The sequence below is a fragment of the Paenibacillus sp. GCM10027630 genome (assembly GCF_042676305.1).
GTDB lineage: Bacteria > Bacillota > Bacilli > Paenibacillales > NBRC-103111 > Paenibacillus_S.
Genome location: NZ_JBHTGY010000013.1, coordinates 97,778 through 116,280 on the forward strand (window position 1 = coordinate 97,778; position 18,503 = coordinate 116,280).

11 protein-coding genes and 1 pseudogene are annotated in these 18,503 nt (G+C 47.2%); 1 reads left to right on the top strand and 11 read right to left on the bottom strand.

Going from position 1 to position 18,503, the window contains the following annotated elements:
- Positions 1–178: 178 nt before the first annotated feature.
- The 11 genes from ACFQ0C_RS07560 to ACFQ0C_RS07610 all read right to left on the bottom strand — a co-directional run bounded on the left by ACFQ0C_RS07560 (position 179) and on the right by ACFQ0C_RS07610 (position 17,556).
- Complete coding sequence (locus tag ACFQ0C_RS07560) at positions 179–4,711, bottom strand: S-layer homology domain-containing protein (RefSeq protein ID WP_379365487.1); 4,533 nt, start codon at positions 4,709–4,711, stop codon at positions 179–181.
- A gap of 530 nt (positions 4,712–5,241) precedes the next feature.
- Positions 5,242–5,715: a YciI family protein gene (locus ACFQ0C_RS07565; protein ID WP_379365489.1), complete on the bottom strand. Its 474-nt coding sequence runs from the start codon at positions 5,713–5,715 to the stop codon at positions 5,242–5,244.
- Positions 5,716–5,797: 82 nt separating this feature from the next.
- Positions 5,798–7,060: an RNA polymerase sigma factor gene (locus ACFQ0C_RS07570; RefSeq protein ID WP_379365491.1), complete on the bottom strand. Its 1,263-nt coding sequence runs from the start codon at positions 7,058–7,060 to the stop codon at positions 5,798–5,800.
- Positions 7,057–7,491 carry a YciI family protein gene (locus tag ACFQ0C_RS07575; RefSeq protein ID WP_379365493.1) on the bottom strand — a complete coding sequence of 145 codons (435 nt, stop codon included), beginning with the start codon at positions 7,489–7,491 and terminating at the stop codon, positions 7,057–7,059. The genes ACFQ0C_RS07570 and ACFQ0C_RS07575 overlap by 4 nt, the downstream gene beginning before the upstream one ends.
- A 116-nt stretch (positions 7,492–7,607) precedes the next feature.
- Positions 7,608–8,420 (bottom strand): alpha/beta fold hydrolase, encoded by an 813-nt coding sequence (locus ACFQ0C_RS07580; RefSeq protein WP_379365495.1) that lies wholly within the window; start codon positions 8,418–8,420, stop codon positions 7,608–7,610.
- A 592-nt stretch (positions 8,421–9,012) separates the two neighbouring features.
- Positions 9,013–9,429 (bottom strand): cupin domain-containing protein, encoded by a 417-nt coding sequence (locus tag ACFQ0C_RS07585; RefSeq protein ID WP_379365497.1) that lies wholly within the window; start codon positions 9,427–9,429, stop codon positions 9,013–9,015.
- A 556-nt stretch (positions 9,430–9,985) separates the two neighbouring features.
- Complete coding sequence (locus tag ACFQ0C_RS07590; protein ID WP_379365499.1) at positions 9,986–10,321, bottom strand: hypothetical protein; 336 nt, start codon at positions 10,319–10,321, stop codon at positions 9,986–9,988.
- A 13-nt stretch (positions 10,322–10,334) separates the two neighbouring features.
- Entirely contained in the window at positions 10,335–11,156 is an 822-nt protein-coding gene (locus ACFQ0C_RS07595) for a GNAT family N-acetyltransferase (RefSeq protein ID WP_379365519.1), read from the bottom strand.
- Between the two features lie 537 nt (positions 11,157–11,693).
- Positions 11,694–15,824: an S-layer homology domain-containing protein gene (locus ACFQ0C_RS07600; protein ID WP_379365501.1), complete on the bottom strand. Its 4,131-nt coding sequence runs from the start codon at positions 15,822–15,824 to the stop codon at positions 11,694–11,696.
- Between the two features lie 864 nt (positions 15,825–16,688).
- Positions 16,689–16,886: a hypothetical protein gene (locus ACFQ0C_RS07605; protein WP_379365503.1), complete on the bottom strand. Its 198-nt coding sequence runs from the start codon at positions 16,884–16,886 to the stop codon at positions 16,689–16,691.
- A gap of 85 nt (positions 16,887–16,971) precedes the next feature.
- A complete protein-coding gene (locus tag ACFQ0C_RS07610; protein WP_379365505.1) occupies positions 16,972–17,556 on the bottom strand; it encodes a YdeI/OmpD-associated family protein in 585 nt (194 codons plus the stop codon).
- Between the two features lie 271 nt (positions 17,557–17,827).
- Between ACFQ0C_RS07610 and ACFQ0C_RS39115 the strand changes: the two are divergent.
- A pseudogene (locus ACFQ0C_RS39115) lies at positions 17,828–18,503 on the top strand (transposase); the annotation flags it as partial.

Here is an 18,503-nt window from a genome sequence, read left to right on the forward strand (position 1 = left end):
ATATGATTGTTTAATTTCATATTTATTTATATAGATAGTGGCAGCGTTTATGCGATCTGCAGGATAATTTTGAAAGAAGGCGCCCCTTAAGGAGGCACCCTCTCACAATGGACTTAGTTCAGTTTTATGAAAAAGTATGCCCGACTCATTAAAAAAATAGTTTTATTACCCTATACGTTTATTTCAAAATTCTTTTCAGAATTGCCGCGGCTTCCGCACGGGATGAAACGCCTTTGGGAACGAATTGGCCCGGTACACGCCCATTGACTAATTGAAACGACGCGGCTGCTCTCACAGCGGATTTGGCCCAATCGGCAATTTCCGAATCATCGTCAAACGAAGTGACATGGGCTCCTGCCAGCTGTTGGCCCTTGATTGATTCATAGGCACGCATAATCATCGCTACCATTTCCTCACGTGTAATTTGAGCATTGGGCGCGAAGGTATGCTCGCTCTTACCTGCAACAATGCCTGATTTAACCGCAATAGCAATGGGTTCTGCATACCATTCGTTAGAAGGTACATCTGTAAACTTTAGCTCTCCGCGTGTGGTCAGTTTCAACGCTCTCACTAACATCGCCGTAAATTCAGCGCGAGTAACCGTACGCTCCGGCTCGAAGCTTGCCACTGAGCTGTCGAGAATATGCTTCGACGTTAACTCTTGTATAATGCTAAATGCCCAGTGGTTGGAAGGTACATCAGCAAAGCTCTTTTTAAATTCAAGAACGGCATATTTACTGAAATGATGAATTTCGGCGACCAGTTCTCCGTTCACAACTTCTCCGCCGACATATTCAATCTTGCCGTTGTCCGCAATGTAGTAGATCCCCGCCAAATTCGTGTTGAGTAGAGGGTCAACTTTCAAACGAATCGTCATGGGCTGATTAAATTGGGTTAAATTCGTTGCTATACCATCTTTGGTCACATAGGATATGCCCAGATTGTATACTTCCCCGGAAAGTTTGAGCTCCGCTGGGCTGACATTCAGTGCTTGTCCCATGACTGTTCGTGCATCGGCTTCGGATAACGGACTAACCTTCAATACGATGCTGCCATCAGTTCGATTGGCTTCAGGTACTAGACTTGTAAGCTGTTGGATCAGCTCAGTCGGTATGTTCAAGCTTACCTTATCCTTTAGAATCACCAAGGGATTGGTTCCCATCCAATCAGCTATCTTGGCTGGAAGCACGATTTCTTTGGCAGCAGAAGGAACCGTTATGGATACTTTACCATCCGAAACCGATTGCTTCAGCTCTTCGTCCTTGATTATTCGTTGTTCATCATTATTAGCGGCAGGAGTGGTAGTAGTGCCTGGCAAACTAGTACTGCTGCCCTTATTGCTGCGATGCTGCACATTAGGTTGACTTTCCACGGTCTTAGCAGCGACAGTCACAGCAATGCTTGCAGTGCTCGCTTTGGAACTATCAGATGTTCTCGTTACTTCCAATACAAGATTCACTGTTGCATCTGCAACTGGAGGAACAATCGTTCCATCAAGTGCAATAATGCCCGTATCGCTGGATGTCTTGATAGCTACAGCAAAGCCTTCGGGCACCGTCGGCAGTGTTAACACAGTAACATCCTTAGCGGGTGCCGCAATCTCGGTAATTGTCGCTGCAACTCCTGCTGCTGTCTGTTGGACTACACTTTTGGCCGGTACTATTACCGCAATTCCTGCAGTGCTCGCTTTGGAACCATCAGATGTTCTTGTTACTTCCAACACTAGGTTCACTGTTGTTTGTACGGTTGGAGGAACAATCGTCCCATTCGTTCCAATAACGCTTGTGTTGCTTGAAGTTTTGATTGCTATCGTAAAGCCTGCCGGTACGGTTGGCAGCATTATCACACCAGCATCCTTCGCCGGTGCTGTAATCGAAGTAATTCCAGCCGCAACCGATGCTGCCGTCTGCTCGACTACGCTTTTCGCCGGTACTATCACTTCGATGATGTCGGTAGCTGCCGACTCTCCGTCGGAAGTTCGAGTTACCTCAAACACCAGCGATACGGCAGTATCCGCAGCAGGCGGGTAAATCGTACCATTGGCATCTATGACGGATGGGTCATACGTTTGTTGAATTGCTATCGTATATCCTTTTGGTACTACTGGCATAACCAAATGTGTGGCGTCTTTTGCAGGTGCAGGAATCGATGTAATTGCATCGGCTATTGTCTGTGGGTCCGCTTCCATTACCGTGACGTTGGCTACTGCCGGAATCATTGTGCTATAGACGGCTCCCTGTACGGTAAAGCTTCCTACTGATGCATACTGGCTTGGGGCGATACTATCCCATTTTACATGAACCTCTTTAGTAGTGCTGTCGTTGTATACCGCGGTTACGACTGAAGGCAATACGGGAGCAACTGTGGGTATTGTGGTGACATTGACCGGTTGAATTTCCGTAATGGTTTGTTCAGCAATTAATTTAATGTAGTCAATAACAAATTCATTGGTTTTCGTCATTGCCGGGTTTTTGCCTACGATCTCAAATTTAAAAGTATGATTTCCTGAAGTAAAGGTATGTTTGCCAAGACTAGTGGAAAAATAGCCTGCATTAGCGGTAGCCACATATTGATCGACTGGAGCGCCAAGTGCCACTCCATCCACATAGGTCTGAAAGATTCCTCTGGCATCATTTCTCTTATATCCAAAAACGACCTCGTATGTACCGGCTGCTGGAACATTTCCAGTAAATTCAACATATTGATCCTTGAGCGCTGTAAAAGTGATCTGTAAATTCTCGCCCCCGCTTGCAGCGGTTTCTTTATTGGTCTTCTTTGCTAAATTGGAAGGATTTAATAATGTAAAATCTTTCTCCTCAAACAGGATAAATGAACCTGAATCTTGACTTGTGCCCGGTACGATTACCGAAATGGTGCCGGTATCCTTGGTAACACCGTCAGCTGTCCGCGCTACCTCCAGTACCAAATTCACTGTAGTATTGGCGGAAGGAGGAGTGATTGTTCCGGCTGTAGAAATGACATTCGTATGATCCGAGCTCTTGATTCTTATCGTGTATCCGGATGGCACTGACGGCAGCGTTATACTCGTTGCGCCTTTGGCAGGAGCCGTCAAGCTTGTAATGCCCGATGCGATGCTCTGAATTGGATCCGAATTAGAAGCCATAAATCTCGCTTGCGCTTCATAGCCTTGCCCGGTTCCACTAATAATTTTTGCTCGCAATGTCGTGGATTGGTTGAGTGATAAGCTCCCCGTATATAAGGAAGAGCTGGCATTCGGCTCGCTTCCATCTGTCGTATAACGTATTTCCGCCTGCGGATCAACAGCGTTCAAAGTAACTTGCTGCGAACCAAAAAATACCGAACCATACGGTGTCATCGACAGTTTCGATATTTTAAGGAGTCTAACGCCATGGGGTTCAATGCTTTCACTGTATGAAGTCTTGGTTCCGATGATGGAATGAGACCACATATCACTAACCAGATAGCTGCCGCTAAGCCCCAAATCGTTGGCGAAATCGATGGATCTCGTTTGTGCGGTATCCTCCCTGTTAAATAAAGCGACGACCCACGTACCGTCTGGTAGTTGACCTTTCCATATTTGACTTAATGGGCTCTTCACATCTCTGGATAACGGTTTTCCTACAAAACCCCGTTTATTCATATCAATAATTTCTAAATTTTTGTAATAGCCATCATTACTAGCCATATTTTGATAGTTATCACCTATAAAAATGCTGCTTCCAGCCATTGCTAACAAACTTATTCTTGTTTTCTTTTCTGCATCCGTACCACCCGAGCTCATTACGCTAAAGTCTCCATCCAGAACAACCTTGCCCGGCCCCGATAAATCGGATAAGTAAACGAGACCGTCGAATAGATTATAGGCTGGCGGCCATGTATCCGCTCTAGTCGTGCCTCTATTACGAAGGCTTGTATGATACCACACCCCTGGTTGGGTAGTATCTGTCCTCCAGTCCTCGCTGGCTCTCAATAAATCGGCTGTTACTACTTCATCAGCTGCGTGATTTACGTTATTGGTATTGGCATAATATAAAATGATATCATTGCCCGCGGCTTCCCTCATCCAATCATATAATTGTTTCACAGCCGCATGTCCGTATGCATTTTCGTAATACCTTAAGAAGTCGATTTTAAGCAAATCTACCCCTAGGCTAATGTAATATTTGATCATTCCCTGTACGTATTCCTTCGAGCCTGGTGTGTCGGGATCGATCATATATCTCGTTTGATGCATATATTTGGGATCATCCCTGATGATGCTTTTAAGAGGAATATTGGTGCCTACAACCTTCAAATTAGCGGGGTCATTGGCAATATCCTGATGAAGCCATGAAGGATTATAATAGATCCCCAACTTCAAGCCTTTGGAATGCACATAATCAGCCCAATATTTCCAATCATTCATCCAATCATTCTTATAATGAGTAATATACCCGTTTGCGTTATGCTTCGTAGCATCGCCAACCCAACCATCGACATTTATATATTCATATCCGTAATCCAAGAAATTGGCTGCAAGCCAATCAGCATTTGATTTCATGCGCGCTTCGGTAAAGCTCGAGCTGTACGGTGTGGCGTGCCACCCCAAAATGCCAGAACCTTTTTGAGTAAAAACAGTATCCGTTGCATACACATATGCAGGGGAAATTGCGCCGCTTAAGACCATAGTTATAGAAACAATTGATAGACATAACATTCTAAAATACTTATTCAGCTCTTTAACACTCATATACGGGCTCCTTTTCTAGTAAAGTGAATTCTTCCGTCGGTCATAATCTCACTGTCTACCTGCTCATCACTTCCTATCCGCTTCAAAATCCTGTAAACCCTTTCATTATAAGTAGAAACGGGACGGTATAGAGTTTAATATCTTTATAAGATTGTTAAAAATTATTACCTATGGCACATTTTTCAAGGCTACTTTCCGTTATTTAGGGGGGATTCATGTTAGATGGATCCTCATCCCTTGCAAGAGAGACTTCCCCCTATACTATACATTGAGTGGCTATCTGTACCGAATCGAAGAACCGTAGGCCTATCGAAACCTACTTGCTTTCATACGTTCAAATCCATACCTCTACCTTCCAAAAATTGAAATAAGGGGCCTCAAGTGAAAGTGCAAAGCTATTGCGGATCCGGGATGGCCTGATGGACTCTATCGCGAAGCTGAGCGGACAGTTCAGCCTGCCAAGGTTCCTTTATAGCTTCAATAAATTCGGTTATTTCTTGGTTCATTTTATATTCCCCCTTATGGATAGATTACGGTTTGGCAATCTTATTGAACATGTCGAGCTGGTCCTGCAAATCGGCTTCCATAGCCTGGTTTCTTGGTACGCGTAAAACATCCGAGCTTTCCTCTTCGAGCCGCCTCAATTCGATTTCGAACCCGCTCCGGCCTTCCGGAACCGGCATACAGAGCGCCCATCTCAGTGCCTCACTCTCCGTATTCACATCAATCAGGGTATATTCGGAAATGAGCTCTTGATGTGGAAAAGGCCCCGCCTGTATTTCAAGTTCTCCACCGAGCGATGGATACGTGATCCTTACTCCGGTTGAGCTTGGCTGAAGCTTCTCTGCAGCAAGGAGCGTACCGTTCTTGGCCAGAAGCTGCTTGTACTCTTCATTGCATCGTTGTGCTCTCGACTGAGATTTACTCCAGCCTCCGAATACCCTGTCGCCTTGATAATTAACAAAAATCGCATTATCGTTCCTCCCCTTGTGGGAATAAGACATGCGGCAGGATGGGCTGCCGTTACTCTTCCCTCACTTAATCAACGAATGGGAAACCAAGTAATCGACAAGGTGGTTATAAAATTTACAATGGTTCAGTCTTGCATTCAGCAGCACGTTTTAGCAAAAGCGCCTGTTCACGTTTATTCCGGGTCATAGCTGCGGCACGTTCAAATTCCATACAGGCTTCATCCTTACGCCCTAGCTTTAGTAGAAAATCGCCGCGAACACTCGGCAGCAGATGATAACCCTGTAAAGCAGGCTCAGCATTCAGCTCGTCGATAATCTGGAGTCCATAAGCCGGACCGAATGCCATGGAAATGGCGACCGCCCGGTTCAATTCGACAATTGGCGAAGGAGATACTCTCGAAAGCGCTTCGTAAAGAGCGGAAATTCGAATCCAATCCGTCTCGTCTGCAGAGGGTGCCTGCGCATGGCACGCAGAAATCGCGGCCTGCAACGAGTATGGCCCTAGCGGTCTTCCAAGCCTACGGCTGCGTTCCAGTGCCGCCAAGCCGCGGCGGATTAGCAGATGATCCCATTGCGCCCGGTTTTGATCCATGAGTAGAATAGGCTCACCCTTGGAATTCACCCTTGTTTTCAACCTCGAGGATTGAATCTCCATGAGGGCAACCAATCCGTGTACCTCCGGTTCTTGAGGGGCGATCTCGGCAAGTACACGCCCCAGTCTTAGCGCTTCCTGACACAGCAGCGGACGGATCCATTGAGCTCCGGATGTTGCTGAATAACCTTCATTGAACATAAGGTAAATCACCTCGAGTACCGCAGACAGACGGTCCTTGAGTTCCTCCCCGGCGGGTATCTCGAAAGGAACCTTTTCGGCGTTAAGAGTTCTCTTGGCACGGACAATCCGCTGAGCAATCGTGGATTCGACGGCGAGGAAGGAACGCGCGATTTCCTCTGTCGAGAGCCCGCATAACAGGCGAAGCGTCAAGGCGACTCTGGCATCCTGCGATAGTACGGGATGACAAGTCATAAAGATCAGACGAAGGAGATCGTCACTGATCTCCCCATCCAAAACCTGATTTATGTCGTCCTCTGTATATAAATCCATACTCTGTGCGATCTCTATGTACTTCTGATCGCGCCGCTTCGCTCTGCGTATGTTGTCAATCGCACGCCGCTTCGCCGTCGTCATCAACCAGGCGCCCGGATTGTCCGGTATTCCGCTCTCCGGCCACCGTTCAAGGGCGATTACCAAAGCATCTTGTGCAAGATCCTCTGCAATACCGACATCCCGCACCATTCTCGTTAATCCCGCGATAAGCTTTGCTGACTCTATTCTCCATATCGTATTAATGGTTCGATGGGTATTGGACAAACTCACGCCTTCTTCTGCTCCTCGACTTGTTTGCGAAGCTCCGCTTCCTTTGCAAGCGTTTCGGGATTGACCATTATGTCTTCCATCTCGAATACTTGTCTGAGTTCGATTTCCCCTTGACCAAATCCATGAGGGTCAGGCATGCGTAGAGCCCATTCAATAGCTTCATCCCTGGATTTGACCTCAATCAACGTATAACCGGCAATTATTTCTTTGGCCTCCGTGAACGGCCCGTCAACAAGCTTCGGTTTGCCTCCAGGTTCCGGATAAGAAATCCGAAGTCCGCTTGAGCTCGGCTGCAATCCGTCGGCAGCGAGCAAAACACCGGCCTTCACCAATTCCTCGTTATATTTCTGCATTGCATTAATAAGCTCTTGACTGGGCATAACCCCCGCCTCAGAATCTGCTGTAGCCTTCACAATCATCATAAATCTCATTTGTATTCCTCCTATTTTTTAATGAATCTTAATGGATATGAACGCGTCCGCAACTCCACTTCTACGTATTCGACAAATCCATGGTATATAAATCGATAGACTAACAAAAAAGTTACTTAGGGATTGCTCATAAAAAATGCTGCAAGCTCCGCCGAAATTCGTTTTGCATCGAGTTTCTTGGTATGTCCAAGTCCCTTTTTACTCAACAGCTGTGCATTGGGCAGCACGTTTGCCAGAGCCTGGGCGCCATGTCGTAGTGCAGTCGGACTTTCGGTGCCCTCAAGCACCAGCGTAGGCACTATAACTGTGCCCCAGAGTTTAGCTGGAAGTGGTTTTCCTTCCAAAAAGCCATCCAATAATGCCGCATCGTAAGGGAGAGTATGCGCAACGGCCATGAGGTTAGCCCACACACCAGGCATCATACGCATCAGGCTCACAATGATTGAGGGGGCACCCATACCTTTAGTCATAAAATACTTGATAGCCTCGGCCCGGCGGTTAACTTCAATAAGCTTCGTAACGTGCAGCACGAAATCTTCAGGAGGCTTGCGATCCGCTGCATTGACTACAAAAGGAGGTTCATGTAGAGCCAGCTTCGTAATGTTAGCTCCTTTCGCCGCTGCCTGTAGGGCAAGAACCGCGCCAGAAGACAACCCCCAAACATATGCCGATCCACCCGCTTCGTCAATCATTGCCGTAAGGTCTTCAATCTCACGCGCTGTATCATATGATTTTGTGTCCCCACTATTACCACGACCACGACGGTCGTAGTTGTATACCATGAAGTGCTCCGCCAACAAATTAGCCAGCTGCACCTGTCCAGGGAATTTTCGATAGCTGAAAGCACCTGCTACCAATATAAGTGCTCGCCCTTTACCAACTTTGTCATAAGCGATTTTAGTGCCGTCTTTTGAAGTTACTGAATACATAGGTATGCCCCCTTCAATTGTAACACTTCGCGCCTTCTATTAAGACGACGAACCACAAACGGGGAAATCGACATAACCACAAACAAATTTCAAAAATATTTTTCGCCGCTGCTCATAAACATCAAGATGGGGTCTGTAACCTACTAAAGTAAAGGTATTAACATGGTTTGTCTTCCTACACTTTTACCGAATGCTGAGTGATTAAGCACCAAAATGTCCCCTTACGTCCACCCCCGGCACATCGAGCCAAATACTCAATATTTAGGGAAAGGAATGGTTATTGCTTTGCTATTTATCAACATAAATATTACCATAATTTTCTGTCCTCGCATGCAGCATCATTCTAGACAGAGCTTTTATTCATCTTCTTGGAATCATAAAACAGGGCTACCCCTCAAGCCGTTCTTCAACGACCTAAGGGGTAACCCTAAAATATAACGTATATAGATTCAATCAGTCCGAACTAGAGCATTCTCTGCCGGCAATGGTTTAGTTGTTCTTTGTACTAACATGTTCAGCAAAACCGTTACAGCTGGTTTGTGCCGTTCCTAAGGTCAGCGGCTCGGTAATGACTTCGTTCCCTTCGCTCAAATCACCATTTCACGGGTTCTTCGAGAATAATGCCGTCGGTCATCACCCATTGGGTCAAGCTGTGTTCCTTGGCCTGGATGACAATAAAGCACAGATCCTCCGTCTCGGACGTGTTCCGCAGGGTACGCACACCTTGCGGTGCGATGCGCACGGAGCTTCCTTCTGTCACCTCGAGAATGTCGCTGTCAACTTGAACCTGCCCCTGACCGCGAATAAACACGTACAACTCCTCATTTTCTTTGTGCTTGTGATAGAAAGGTACCTCGCCCCCAGGAGGCAGCTGGTTCAGCGACACCTCCATACTGGTTAACCCAAGAGGCTCCTTCAAGAAAAGTTTCCCCTTAGAAGGAGCTTCCGTAACGCTTAACAGCTTCTCGAACAGACCTGCTTGCACCATCGTGTAATTCCGGTCTTGCATGTTCAACACCTCTTCCATCAGGTTATGTATCTATCAGGCTACTGATACACTAATTCCATATTATCACGCCGCAAATAATGTGATTTCTTTTTAATTGCTCAGTTGAGGATGAGATCATTTGGACGTTATCTTGCTCACTACCTGTCATTAACCAACTGAGATCCGCTTTAATATTTTTATGTATATTTAAAATGCTATCTAATACGATCCCCATTGTAGCTTGCCTATAAATTTCACCTCTCATTATAAAAAGGGTCCCGATGAGATCGAAATCATCATCGGGACCCTTCAATGTTTAAGAACAACACTTAATGTAATTAATTAAAATAAAATTGTCCAATTAAAATATATTGTTAGACCGCTATTGTTGATTTAACGCGGTTTTCGCGTTTGTAAATCTTCAGGTTATGAAAAATATGTTTTAGACTGACCCAAAAAATGTAGCACATAGTAATCCTGAAACAAAAAAATAAAGTTCTAGACTTTGAACGAATTTTGTAGGAAAGGTGTGAGAAAATATCCTCACACCTTTCCCTCGCTTACATCAATGAATGATTTATTTCGTTGATTCTTTCGAATCAGCTGGTTTCGTAAATTCTTTCACATCATCTGGCCTTAGAGATATATTGAATGAACCAATTACTTTTTCGCCATTCACATCATATAACTTAATTTCTTTAACACTTCCCGGAGCAATACTACGTTGTTTAGAAATTGCTTCCTCTGGTGTTTGGGGCCTTTTTGTTTCCAAGTCTGTAGCTCGCACATATCCTTTTGTGCCATCCACACCAATTGCTTGAATTAATTCTGGTCTTGATTTTGATGAAACATGTTCCGATGATCTTCTAAAAATGATGTATTTGTTATCTTCATCTCGCTCTTTTCTGCCCAATCAGTATCGGCGCTCACCGCGGTTGCTCCAACACGAACGGCTGCGTCCGAGTCACGAACTGGAAGCCCTGCTTGCGCAGGATCGGCGCGGAGGTCGGCAGCGCGTCGACGAAGGCGTGCGTCCGGCCGCGATCACGGGCTTCCTGCAACCGCGAGGCGACCAGCGCGGTGAACAGTCCCCGTCTCCGGTGTGTGGTCTTGGTGCGACCCCCGGCTAGTTCGGCGTAGGGCCCTCCGGGCCGGAAGTAAACCCGCCCACAGGCGACGGGCTCGCCGTCAACGTAGGCAATGTGGATGCTCATCTCGTCCGGATTCTCCTTCAACTTAAGGGCCAGCGCGCGCCGCTCCTCCTCCACGTTGTGCCTGCCAATCTCGCGGGACACCTCGGCGTAGTCCACCAGGTCGCGCTCTTCTCGGACGATCCTGATCTCGTGTTCGCCGCCGTCACCGAAGGCAGCCAGCGATGCCTCGTCCAATGGCAGGACCAACACTTCCTCCTCATCCTCGGCCTCGAACCCGGCGGCGACGAGCCGCTCGGGCAGGTCGATTGGCGTATCGTGACCGTAGTGCTTCCACTCCAGGCTATAGCCGCCGGAGACGGCGGCATCCAGCTCCCGGCGGATCAGGCTATCGGTTTCCTCCGGCGGTAGGCTGGCGAACACGATCCGGCACTCCGATCCGTCCGTGGAGCGATCCACGACCACGTCACCGCTGGCAGACGGCACGCCCAGCGACCGTCGCTCGGCATCCAGGCCCGCCAGGATATCGGTTCTTATGATCTCGCCTGTTTCATACACCATTTTCGCTTTCTCCAGAGCCTGGTTCTCCTTGTCCATGTTCGACACGTTCTCCTGCCTCCCTTTGTTTTAGGAAATTTTGTTTCCTTCTTACTATATTACGTCTGTCTGTCCTCAACACAATTCTAAACTATTTCAACTACCCTTACAGAACGGCTGCTAAGTTACAACAACCCCCTGTTTGCGTTAAACTGCCCGTTAGTTTAGCGATGCCGTCATTCTACTACTTAATTATCCTAGTTTATCAAGACCTAAATTTATAAATTTCAGTCATAATAAAGGGTTCCGCATATTAGTCATGTATAATATGCGGAACCCTTTATATTGAACTATCGTTATCCGTTACTTTAACGAACTAAACCTTAAGCTTCCCAGTCACTTTTACCAAGCTTGTAATAATTACCATTCGATTCCCATCCGTTACCTCCAGTTCGAATATTTTGAGGTGCTGGACATCTTAAGAAGACTTTTAAATAGACAAAGAGGCTGCCCCAGGTCCTTCCAACCTTGTGGGACAGCCTCCATAACCATGGAAACACCTATTCATAACTAATCTTACAGTTATAACTTTCTTTTTTACAATTTCTTAAGGATTCTAAAGATGATTACCGCTGTTTCCGCTCTTGTAGCATTTCCGAGAGGATTGAGGCCAGCTCCATTTCCTTCTATAATTCCTTGATGCACCATGGAAGCCACACCTTCTTCAGCGTAAGAAGCAACAGATCCTTTATCGCTATAGCTGGCAAGATCCGAGGTATTTCCTGTAAGCTTGAACTTCTCTGATAATTGAAGCGCTCTTGCACACAGTACCATCATATCTTGTCTGGAGATTTCTTGTTTTGGATTAAAGAGGTTATCCCCTACTCCACTGGCAATACCAAGTTGTTTAGCAATACCTAGAGCCTGGTAATAATAATCACTACTGCTCACATCGTTGAAATTAGAGCTAAACTCAGCTTTCATATCAAGCGCTCTAACCAACATGGTGATAAAATCAGCTCTTGTTATTTTTTTATCCGGATCAAAGGTGGTGTCAGATGTGCCTTGAATGATCCCCTTTGAAGCCAGTAACTCAATCGCTTCTTTTGCCCATGAATAATTTATGCCCACATCGGTGAATTTTTTACCTTCAGAAGACGGCTGTGTGCTAGGATTCGTCGATGGTTGCGATGGTGCTGCTTCTGTTGGCGTCGTTTCTATCGGTGGCGTTGGTTCTGTAGGCGTCGCAGGTGTTGTCGCGCTCCCCCCACTGCTTCGACTCGACTTTCTGTTGGTCACGTTGGTCACGTTGGTCACGTCAACTACCTTAACCGCCTCTGCCCTCCATGATGTATAAATGGCGGAGTTGATATTAGCGGTGTTAAGCGAGGTAGGCGCGTTGGTGCTGCTGGCGTATGTGGTGCCGAAGCCGCCGAAATCGTTCCAGTCAACTTCCGCTTCCAGCTTTATGTGGCTCATATAGCCATAAGCCTCGCCGCCAAGCGTTACGCCGTCTTGCGCGTCATTGGCATAGACGATCGCCTTTAAAATGCCTTTGGTCGGATCATCAGGTTTTTGAATCATGCTTATCGTTATGCGCACGTCGTCAACCATACCCTCAATACCATCATAAATACTGGTCATTGCGCCTCTGGGGCCTTTAGGGTAAGTTACGCCGGTTTGCAGGTCGGTAATAGTTTGATCCAGCTTAGTGCCGAAGTCTGTACCGAGTGAGCTTGCCGGGTCGGCGTATGCCTCGCCGTTATTAAATTTCATAAGGAACACGTTTGTGCCGGCGCCGGCGCCGCCCGTGTTCGAGCCTGCCAGTGCGTATTTACTAATCCCGTCTGCATTGTCCATGCGCTGTATCCGCAAGCCGTACCCGTTCTTAATACCGGGTGAATAAGCCCTATTATCTTTGTTCTGCCTCATATAACTGTTGGGGTCGGGGTTGCTCAATGTATCGGCTTTGATATAAATATCCAGGAAACTTGGCGAGCTGCCGAAGCCGGAGCCGCCCTTGCTGGATACAAGGCCTACTTCCTCGATCATATCACCGAACTTGCCACTATAGGTGGGCGGCACGTAGAACAAACGAGACGTGGCTGCAGCGGGTCCAGCGTTTCCGCTTGCGCCGCCTTTCGGTTCAATGCCGGAGAAATTCCACGTGACGGTGTTGTTGCTGCCGCCTTTCGCGTCGTTCCTCCACCCGTTCACCATCATCATCGTGCCGGGAATTGCCGTATTTTGATTGTCTGTGGGAATATTGGCAAGAAGCGGCTGATCATACCATATCACTTCTTTGCCGCTTGTGGCCGTAAAGCCGTCTTTGATTGTGTCGGTCCAATAACGGGTCTTAACGTCCGCCGCCGTGATTACGCGAGTCATAGTCAAAGTAGTTTTGGCGCCGACTTCGCTGTGATTATATTTGGGCGAAATTTCGGCCTGCAAGTAATACCCTATGTCGCCTTCGTTTACCGCATAATCCTTCACGGGGCCGCTGCCGTCACGCGAGACGGCTACAGGGGTTCTAACCGCCGGGTTGGCTGCGTTGACGCGGAACCAGTCAACAACGGTTCTATCAAGTAATCCCGCTTGCGCGCCCATGCCTGTGAAGCCGGTTATTGTGTAATTCACTTTGGCTACACCGTTCACAGGGTCAAGCAGACTTACCCCCGCAGCCAATACAGGCGTCGCTTGGTATTCGGCCTCAACAGTCAGGGGTATGCCGCGCGCGATTCCGAGGGAAGGGCTTCTTGCTATAACATACAGGTTCACATCGTCCGTAACGCCTGTTAAGTTAGCCGTGACCGTGGCTGTGTTTGTGCCGGTAGATTGGAGCGATATCACATCCGTGCCCGTGATTAATTTGCTCGTCGCCTTGTTTATGCCCGTCGCTTCGTGGGTATAGGAATACGCGGAAAATTCCCAGTCGCCGGGATTGGTTTTCCCGGTGGCCACTGCGGCTGTGAGCGTGGTCGTCGCGTTTGCGCCGCTGCCTTTACGCAGGTTTCCGCTGCCGCTGCGGGTCAGCGTAGCGTTCGTGGCGATTGTGTTATAGTTCGTGCCGCCGGTAAGCGAATCATACATAGCTTGCCTTAAGTTGCTGTTCCTCTCGACTAAAGCGGCTTCCGCGATTTTAGCGGCAATCGCCGTGTAGTTAGTAGTGCCTATGATATTTTTTACGTTGTAGTAAGCTTTACCGTTCGATTCAAGCTTATACGCCTTAAGCAGGTCGCCTGTCATATTGATTGCGACTCCCGGGGTTATTGCTTCTTGCACAAGGTAAGGCGCGCCGTCAAACGTCACATTGGATTGGTAATTACGGCTGGCGGGGTTCATAGGTCCTTTGCCCGCCCAGTTGAACAGGGCTTTGAAACCGCCTTGCGGCGCAGGGTTCGCGGATGTTCCGTTAAGCAGCGTATTGCCGCGATGTATCCGCGTATCAACCATAACCGCGTTGTTCACGTCAGTCGCGTCGTTAAGCCCGGATATGTATGTATCCGCCGCGGCAAGGCCGTTTACGCTCACCTCAAACGGATCCACATAGATATCGCTGTTATAGAATTGGGTGCCGCTGTTGAATTGGGTCATATAAAAGTGCAGTTCGCTATTCATATAGATAGAAGGGTTGCCCGAATGGCCGCCCGCGACGATATAGCAATTAATCATTACGACTTGGCCGAGGGCCAGCATATTGTGGAGGCTCATAAACGCGCTGTTAACAGAGATGCCGCCTCTGCCCGAAGCGTTGGCGCCCATAAACAGCTGAGCCTGCGTCCTCGTTTCGCTGCGCATAGGGCGGCTGAATCCGCCGTCTTTAAGGCCGAGAATATTGGCGGCAAGTGTGGGGTTCGCGCTTGTCCACGCCTGCGCTTTGTTGTTAAGCGGGAAGTTCAAGTCTATGTTCGTGTAGTTGGCGAATGTGACGTTGTCTGTCCACACGCCGCCTGTGCCCGTAAGGTTAAACATCGTGAAGTTTCCGTTTGCGCCCGCTTGCTGCCCGCGGGCGGAGGCGTATACCACTTTGCTGTAATCGCTGCTCAATCCGAAGAAATAAAGGTAGTTCGTCGTCAGCGTCATACCGATAGGCGTGGCGTTGCCCATTGTAGTGGTATCATTAGTTTCGGGGTCCTTCGCGTTACGCAGCGGGCGAATGTTATTATCGTCCGGGTTATCAACCCAGTAAACGCCGGGGGCCGTCAGAATCGTCATACGGCTGGCCTCCGTGCCGTTTACAAGGCCCTTGGGGATGACAACGTCGTCGGTTGTTTCAGGTGTTCCCATCGTAAGCGTCGTGCCCCATTTGGCATCCTGTATGGAGCGGAAAGCGTGGCCGTTGCTCGCCGCCAGCTGCGCGTCCGTCAAGCGCCAATCCAAAAAGATTGTGTTGGCGCCCAGCGTCCAGGTTTTGCCGTTCCAGCTTACCGTAGCGCCGTCAAAGGTAATTGCTTCCTCGCTATTCGGATCTAACGAGGCGTATCTGGGGAAAGCCAGCCCATCGTAGACCGATTCAGCCACAGTAACTGTCGATGATGTGTCCTTATTCGCTGTCACTAAAAGCGAGTCCCCTGCTTCCGGAACGAATGCCTCCTGACTCTTAACATTTAAGTTGGCCTCCTGTTCAGCCGCTGACACCGTTATCAATCCCCCAGTCAAACTTCCGACTATCATGGCAGCACTTAATAAGCCTGCTAAGATTTTCTTTTTCATCTTTCGCCGTACCATAGTTTAAATTCTCCTCACTCATATTTTGTAAGCGTTCTCTTTCGGTATGGCACCATGGCTGTTGTCGAATTGGCGGCACAAGAATAAAAACTCAGCCAGGTAGTGATTCATTTCGCAGTGCACCAGCTGAGGCTGCCTGTTGGTACGTAAACACGTTCGAGAAAAAACGGCAAGCATTGTAAACACCATAAAGGTACGTTTCTTCAATGAAAGCCTGCTCGTGTAAAGCCTCTCTGCAATCGATTTTTTCAATTTTGTCAATAACAAATAACGAGCAATTGCATACCCCCCTTCTTAGCAATAATGAAAGCACTTACAAAGATAAATGTATTGGGGTAAGGTCGTTACAGTCAATATCCGTTTATTAAGATATTAACATCCATATAATATTAACCTTGTTCCATATGAAACTGAATATAATCATTATTTGGGAAAATAATAACGATTTAATTCTTAGAGTGCTTGATAAACAAGCAAACCAGATATTAGCATAATCATTTGATGTGGAAAAATAATCATCGCGGTCAAACCGCCACTTCATGGCCATCCCGTCCGTATAATAAATGACATAGCAAATGGCTTTTTGCATGTCATCAGTTTCGTGAGAGCTTAACTCCTAGGGCATCTTTGCGTTACCACCGTCAGACGGAGTAACGCCACATGTTATCAAAGGCGCATCCGCGGCGGCTGATCTTATTGCCCCTTCCTTATACGATGCAGTTCCATTGATGATGGAATATGCAAAAGAGGATGACACAGAAGCTCCTACGATGTCAGTAGACTCACAAAAATAGAACGATCGATGCCCACGGTTGGAATAAAAAATAAGCCCCAATCTCCCGGGGCGGGGGGATTGGAGCTACATTACTTCTGAAGCGGGACGCTGAATGTAATCGTTTCAACAATCGCTGTATCGCCGGGATTTTGCCGGCCTTGCTCGATCTCCATCATAACTAGGTCCTTTGCGTTCTCGCGCGCCTCATCGAGGGAGTCGCCGCGAGCACCACTATCACTCAAATACAAGAATCTAAGGATTAAAAGACGCAAGATAAAGTAGATCACTGTGAACCGCCGGTGACCTCCCTTAAATTTAAGGTATAGATATTGAACTATCGTTACCCTTTAGTTCAGAATCGATAAGGATTGATTAGGGATAAATTTTTTCGCCTTTTTCAAGTATCGTTACAAACTGTTGAATTCGTTTCGCCCGGGTTTCTGGCTTCTTGGCATTATGGATTCTGAAAAGGAATGAATATTTATTTTGTCTATCCAATGTATCATAAAATGCCTTCGCCTTGACATTACGCTCCAGTTCAATTGCAAAATCCTCAGGTAAAGAGGCGATACTTTGCGATTCATAGGCCTTATCCCATTGTCCGTTCTTTTTGGCAGCTTCAATCGCTTTGAATCCAGAGGGCTTCATTCTTCCATTTGTGATAAGAAGCTCTGCTTTTTCTTTATTCACTTTCGACCAGATACTCCTAGCCTTACGCGGAGTAAATCGTTGAACCCACGTTTTTTCATCCAACTTTTCCTTCTGGCTGTCAACCCATCCGTAACACAGTGTAATTTCAAGTGCTTCATCATAGGATACAGAAACCACGCCGGAATTTTTTTTCGCGATTTGCAACCGGATTCCCGGTGAAGTGTCATGATTGTTGTCAAGCCAATTCTCGAAAGATTGTTGTTCGCCAAAGAACATAAGCGGTATTTCATTGGATTTATTGATCACTTGATTCGCCTCCTACTTGTAGTGTACTTCAATATAATTGACACAATCAGTCAGTGATAATCTTGCCTTGTCTTGCCTTGTTTGAGCTATTGCTAATATTTCAATTCCAGAAACAAGCCACTGCGGTGCGAGTAAATTTGTTTGAACAATGCCCGTTAGAATTCCTGTAATACGAAAAATTTGGCGTTTGAACAAAAACGAGCGCCTCAGTAAGATGGGGTTACGCACGAGGTCATAGCCTCAAAAAGCCCATCTAGGAGGTCGCTCTATCATGAAGTTTAAGGCACAGGACAAACAAAATCAACTCATAGAAAACATTACCGTTCATCATCTGGTCGTTGGTGTAGACATCGCCCAGGAAGTCCATGTCGCCCGCGCTGTCAGCTTTCGAGGGATTGCTCTGGGATCTCCTCTTGACTTCGGTAATCACCGTGAGGGGTTCAAGTTATTCGAGCGCTGGATCCAGGATCTGCTTAAATCCTACAAACTGAGCCATGTTATGGTTGGCATGGAACCAAATCCTTACCTGTACCAGTGCAATCGTAACACTCAGACTCTTCCCTTTACCGAGAGATATCAGTCGTTTGAACACGGAGCAGATTCTAGGCGGCTGGAAGCAATATGTGAAGTGTCATGCTGGCGTTAAGCGCGCCAATTTGCTCATTTCACTAGCAAAATCCAGTGTTGGCACCACCCAAGCACTACATGCTTACAAACTTCACCTTGAGCAATTACTCCAAGAATATGACTTGGCGCAGAGCCAGCTTGAACAGATTGAGCAAGAGGTCCTTCTCATTCTTGAACGTATTCCTTATGCTCAGAAGATGCTTGAAATACGAGGCATCAACGTCACGAGTCTAGCTGGAATACTTGGTGAGGCTGGTGATTTAAGCGGGTATACGCATGGAAATGCGCTGCTTCGGCATGCCGGGTTGAATCTAGCCGAG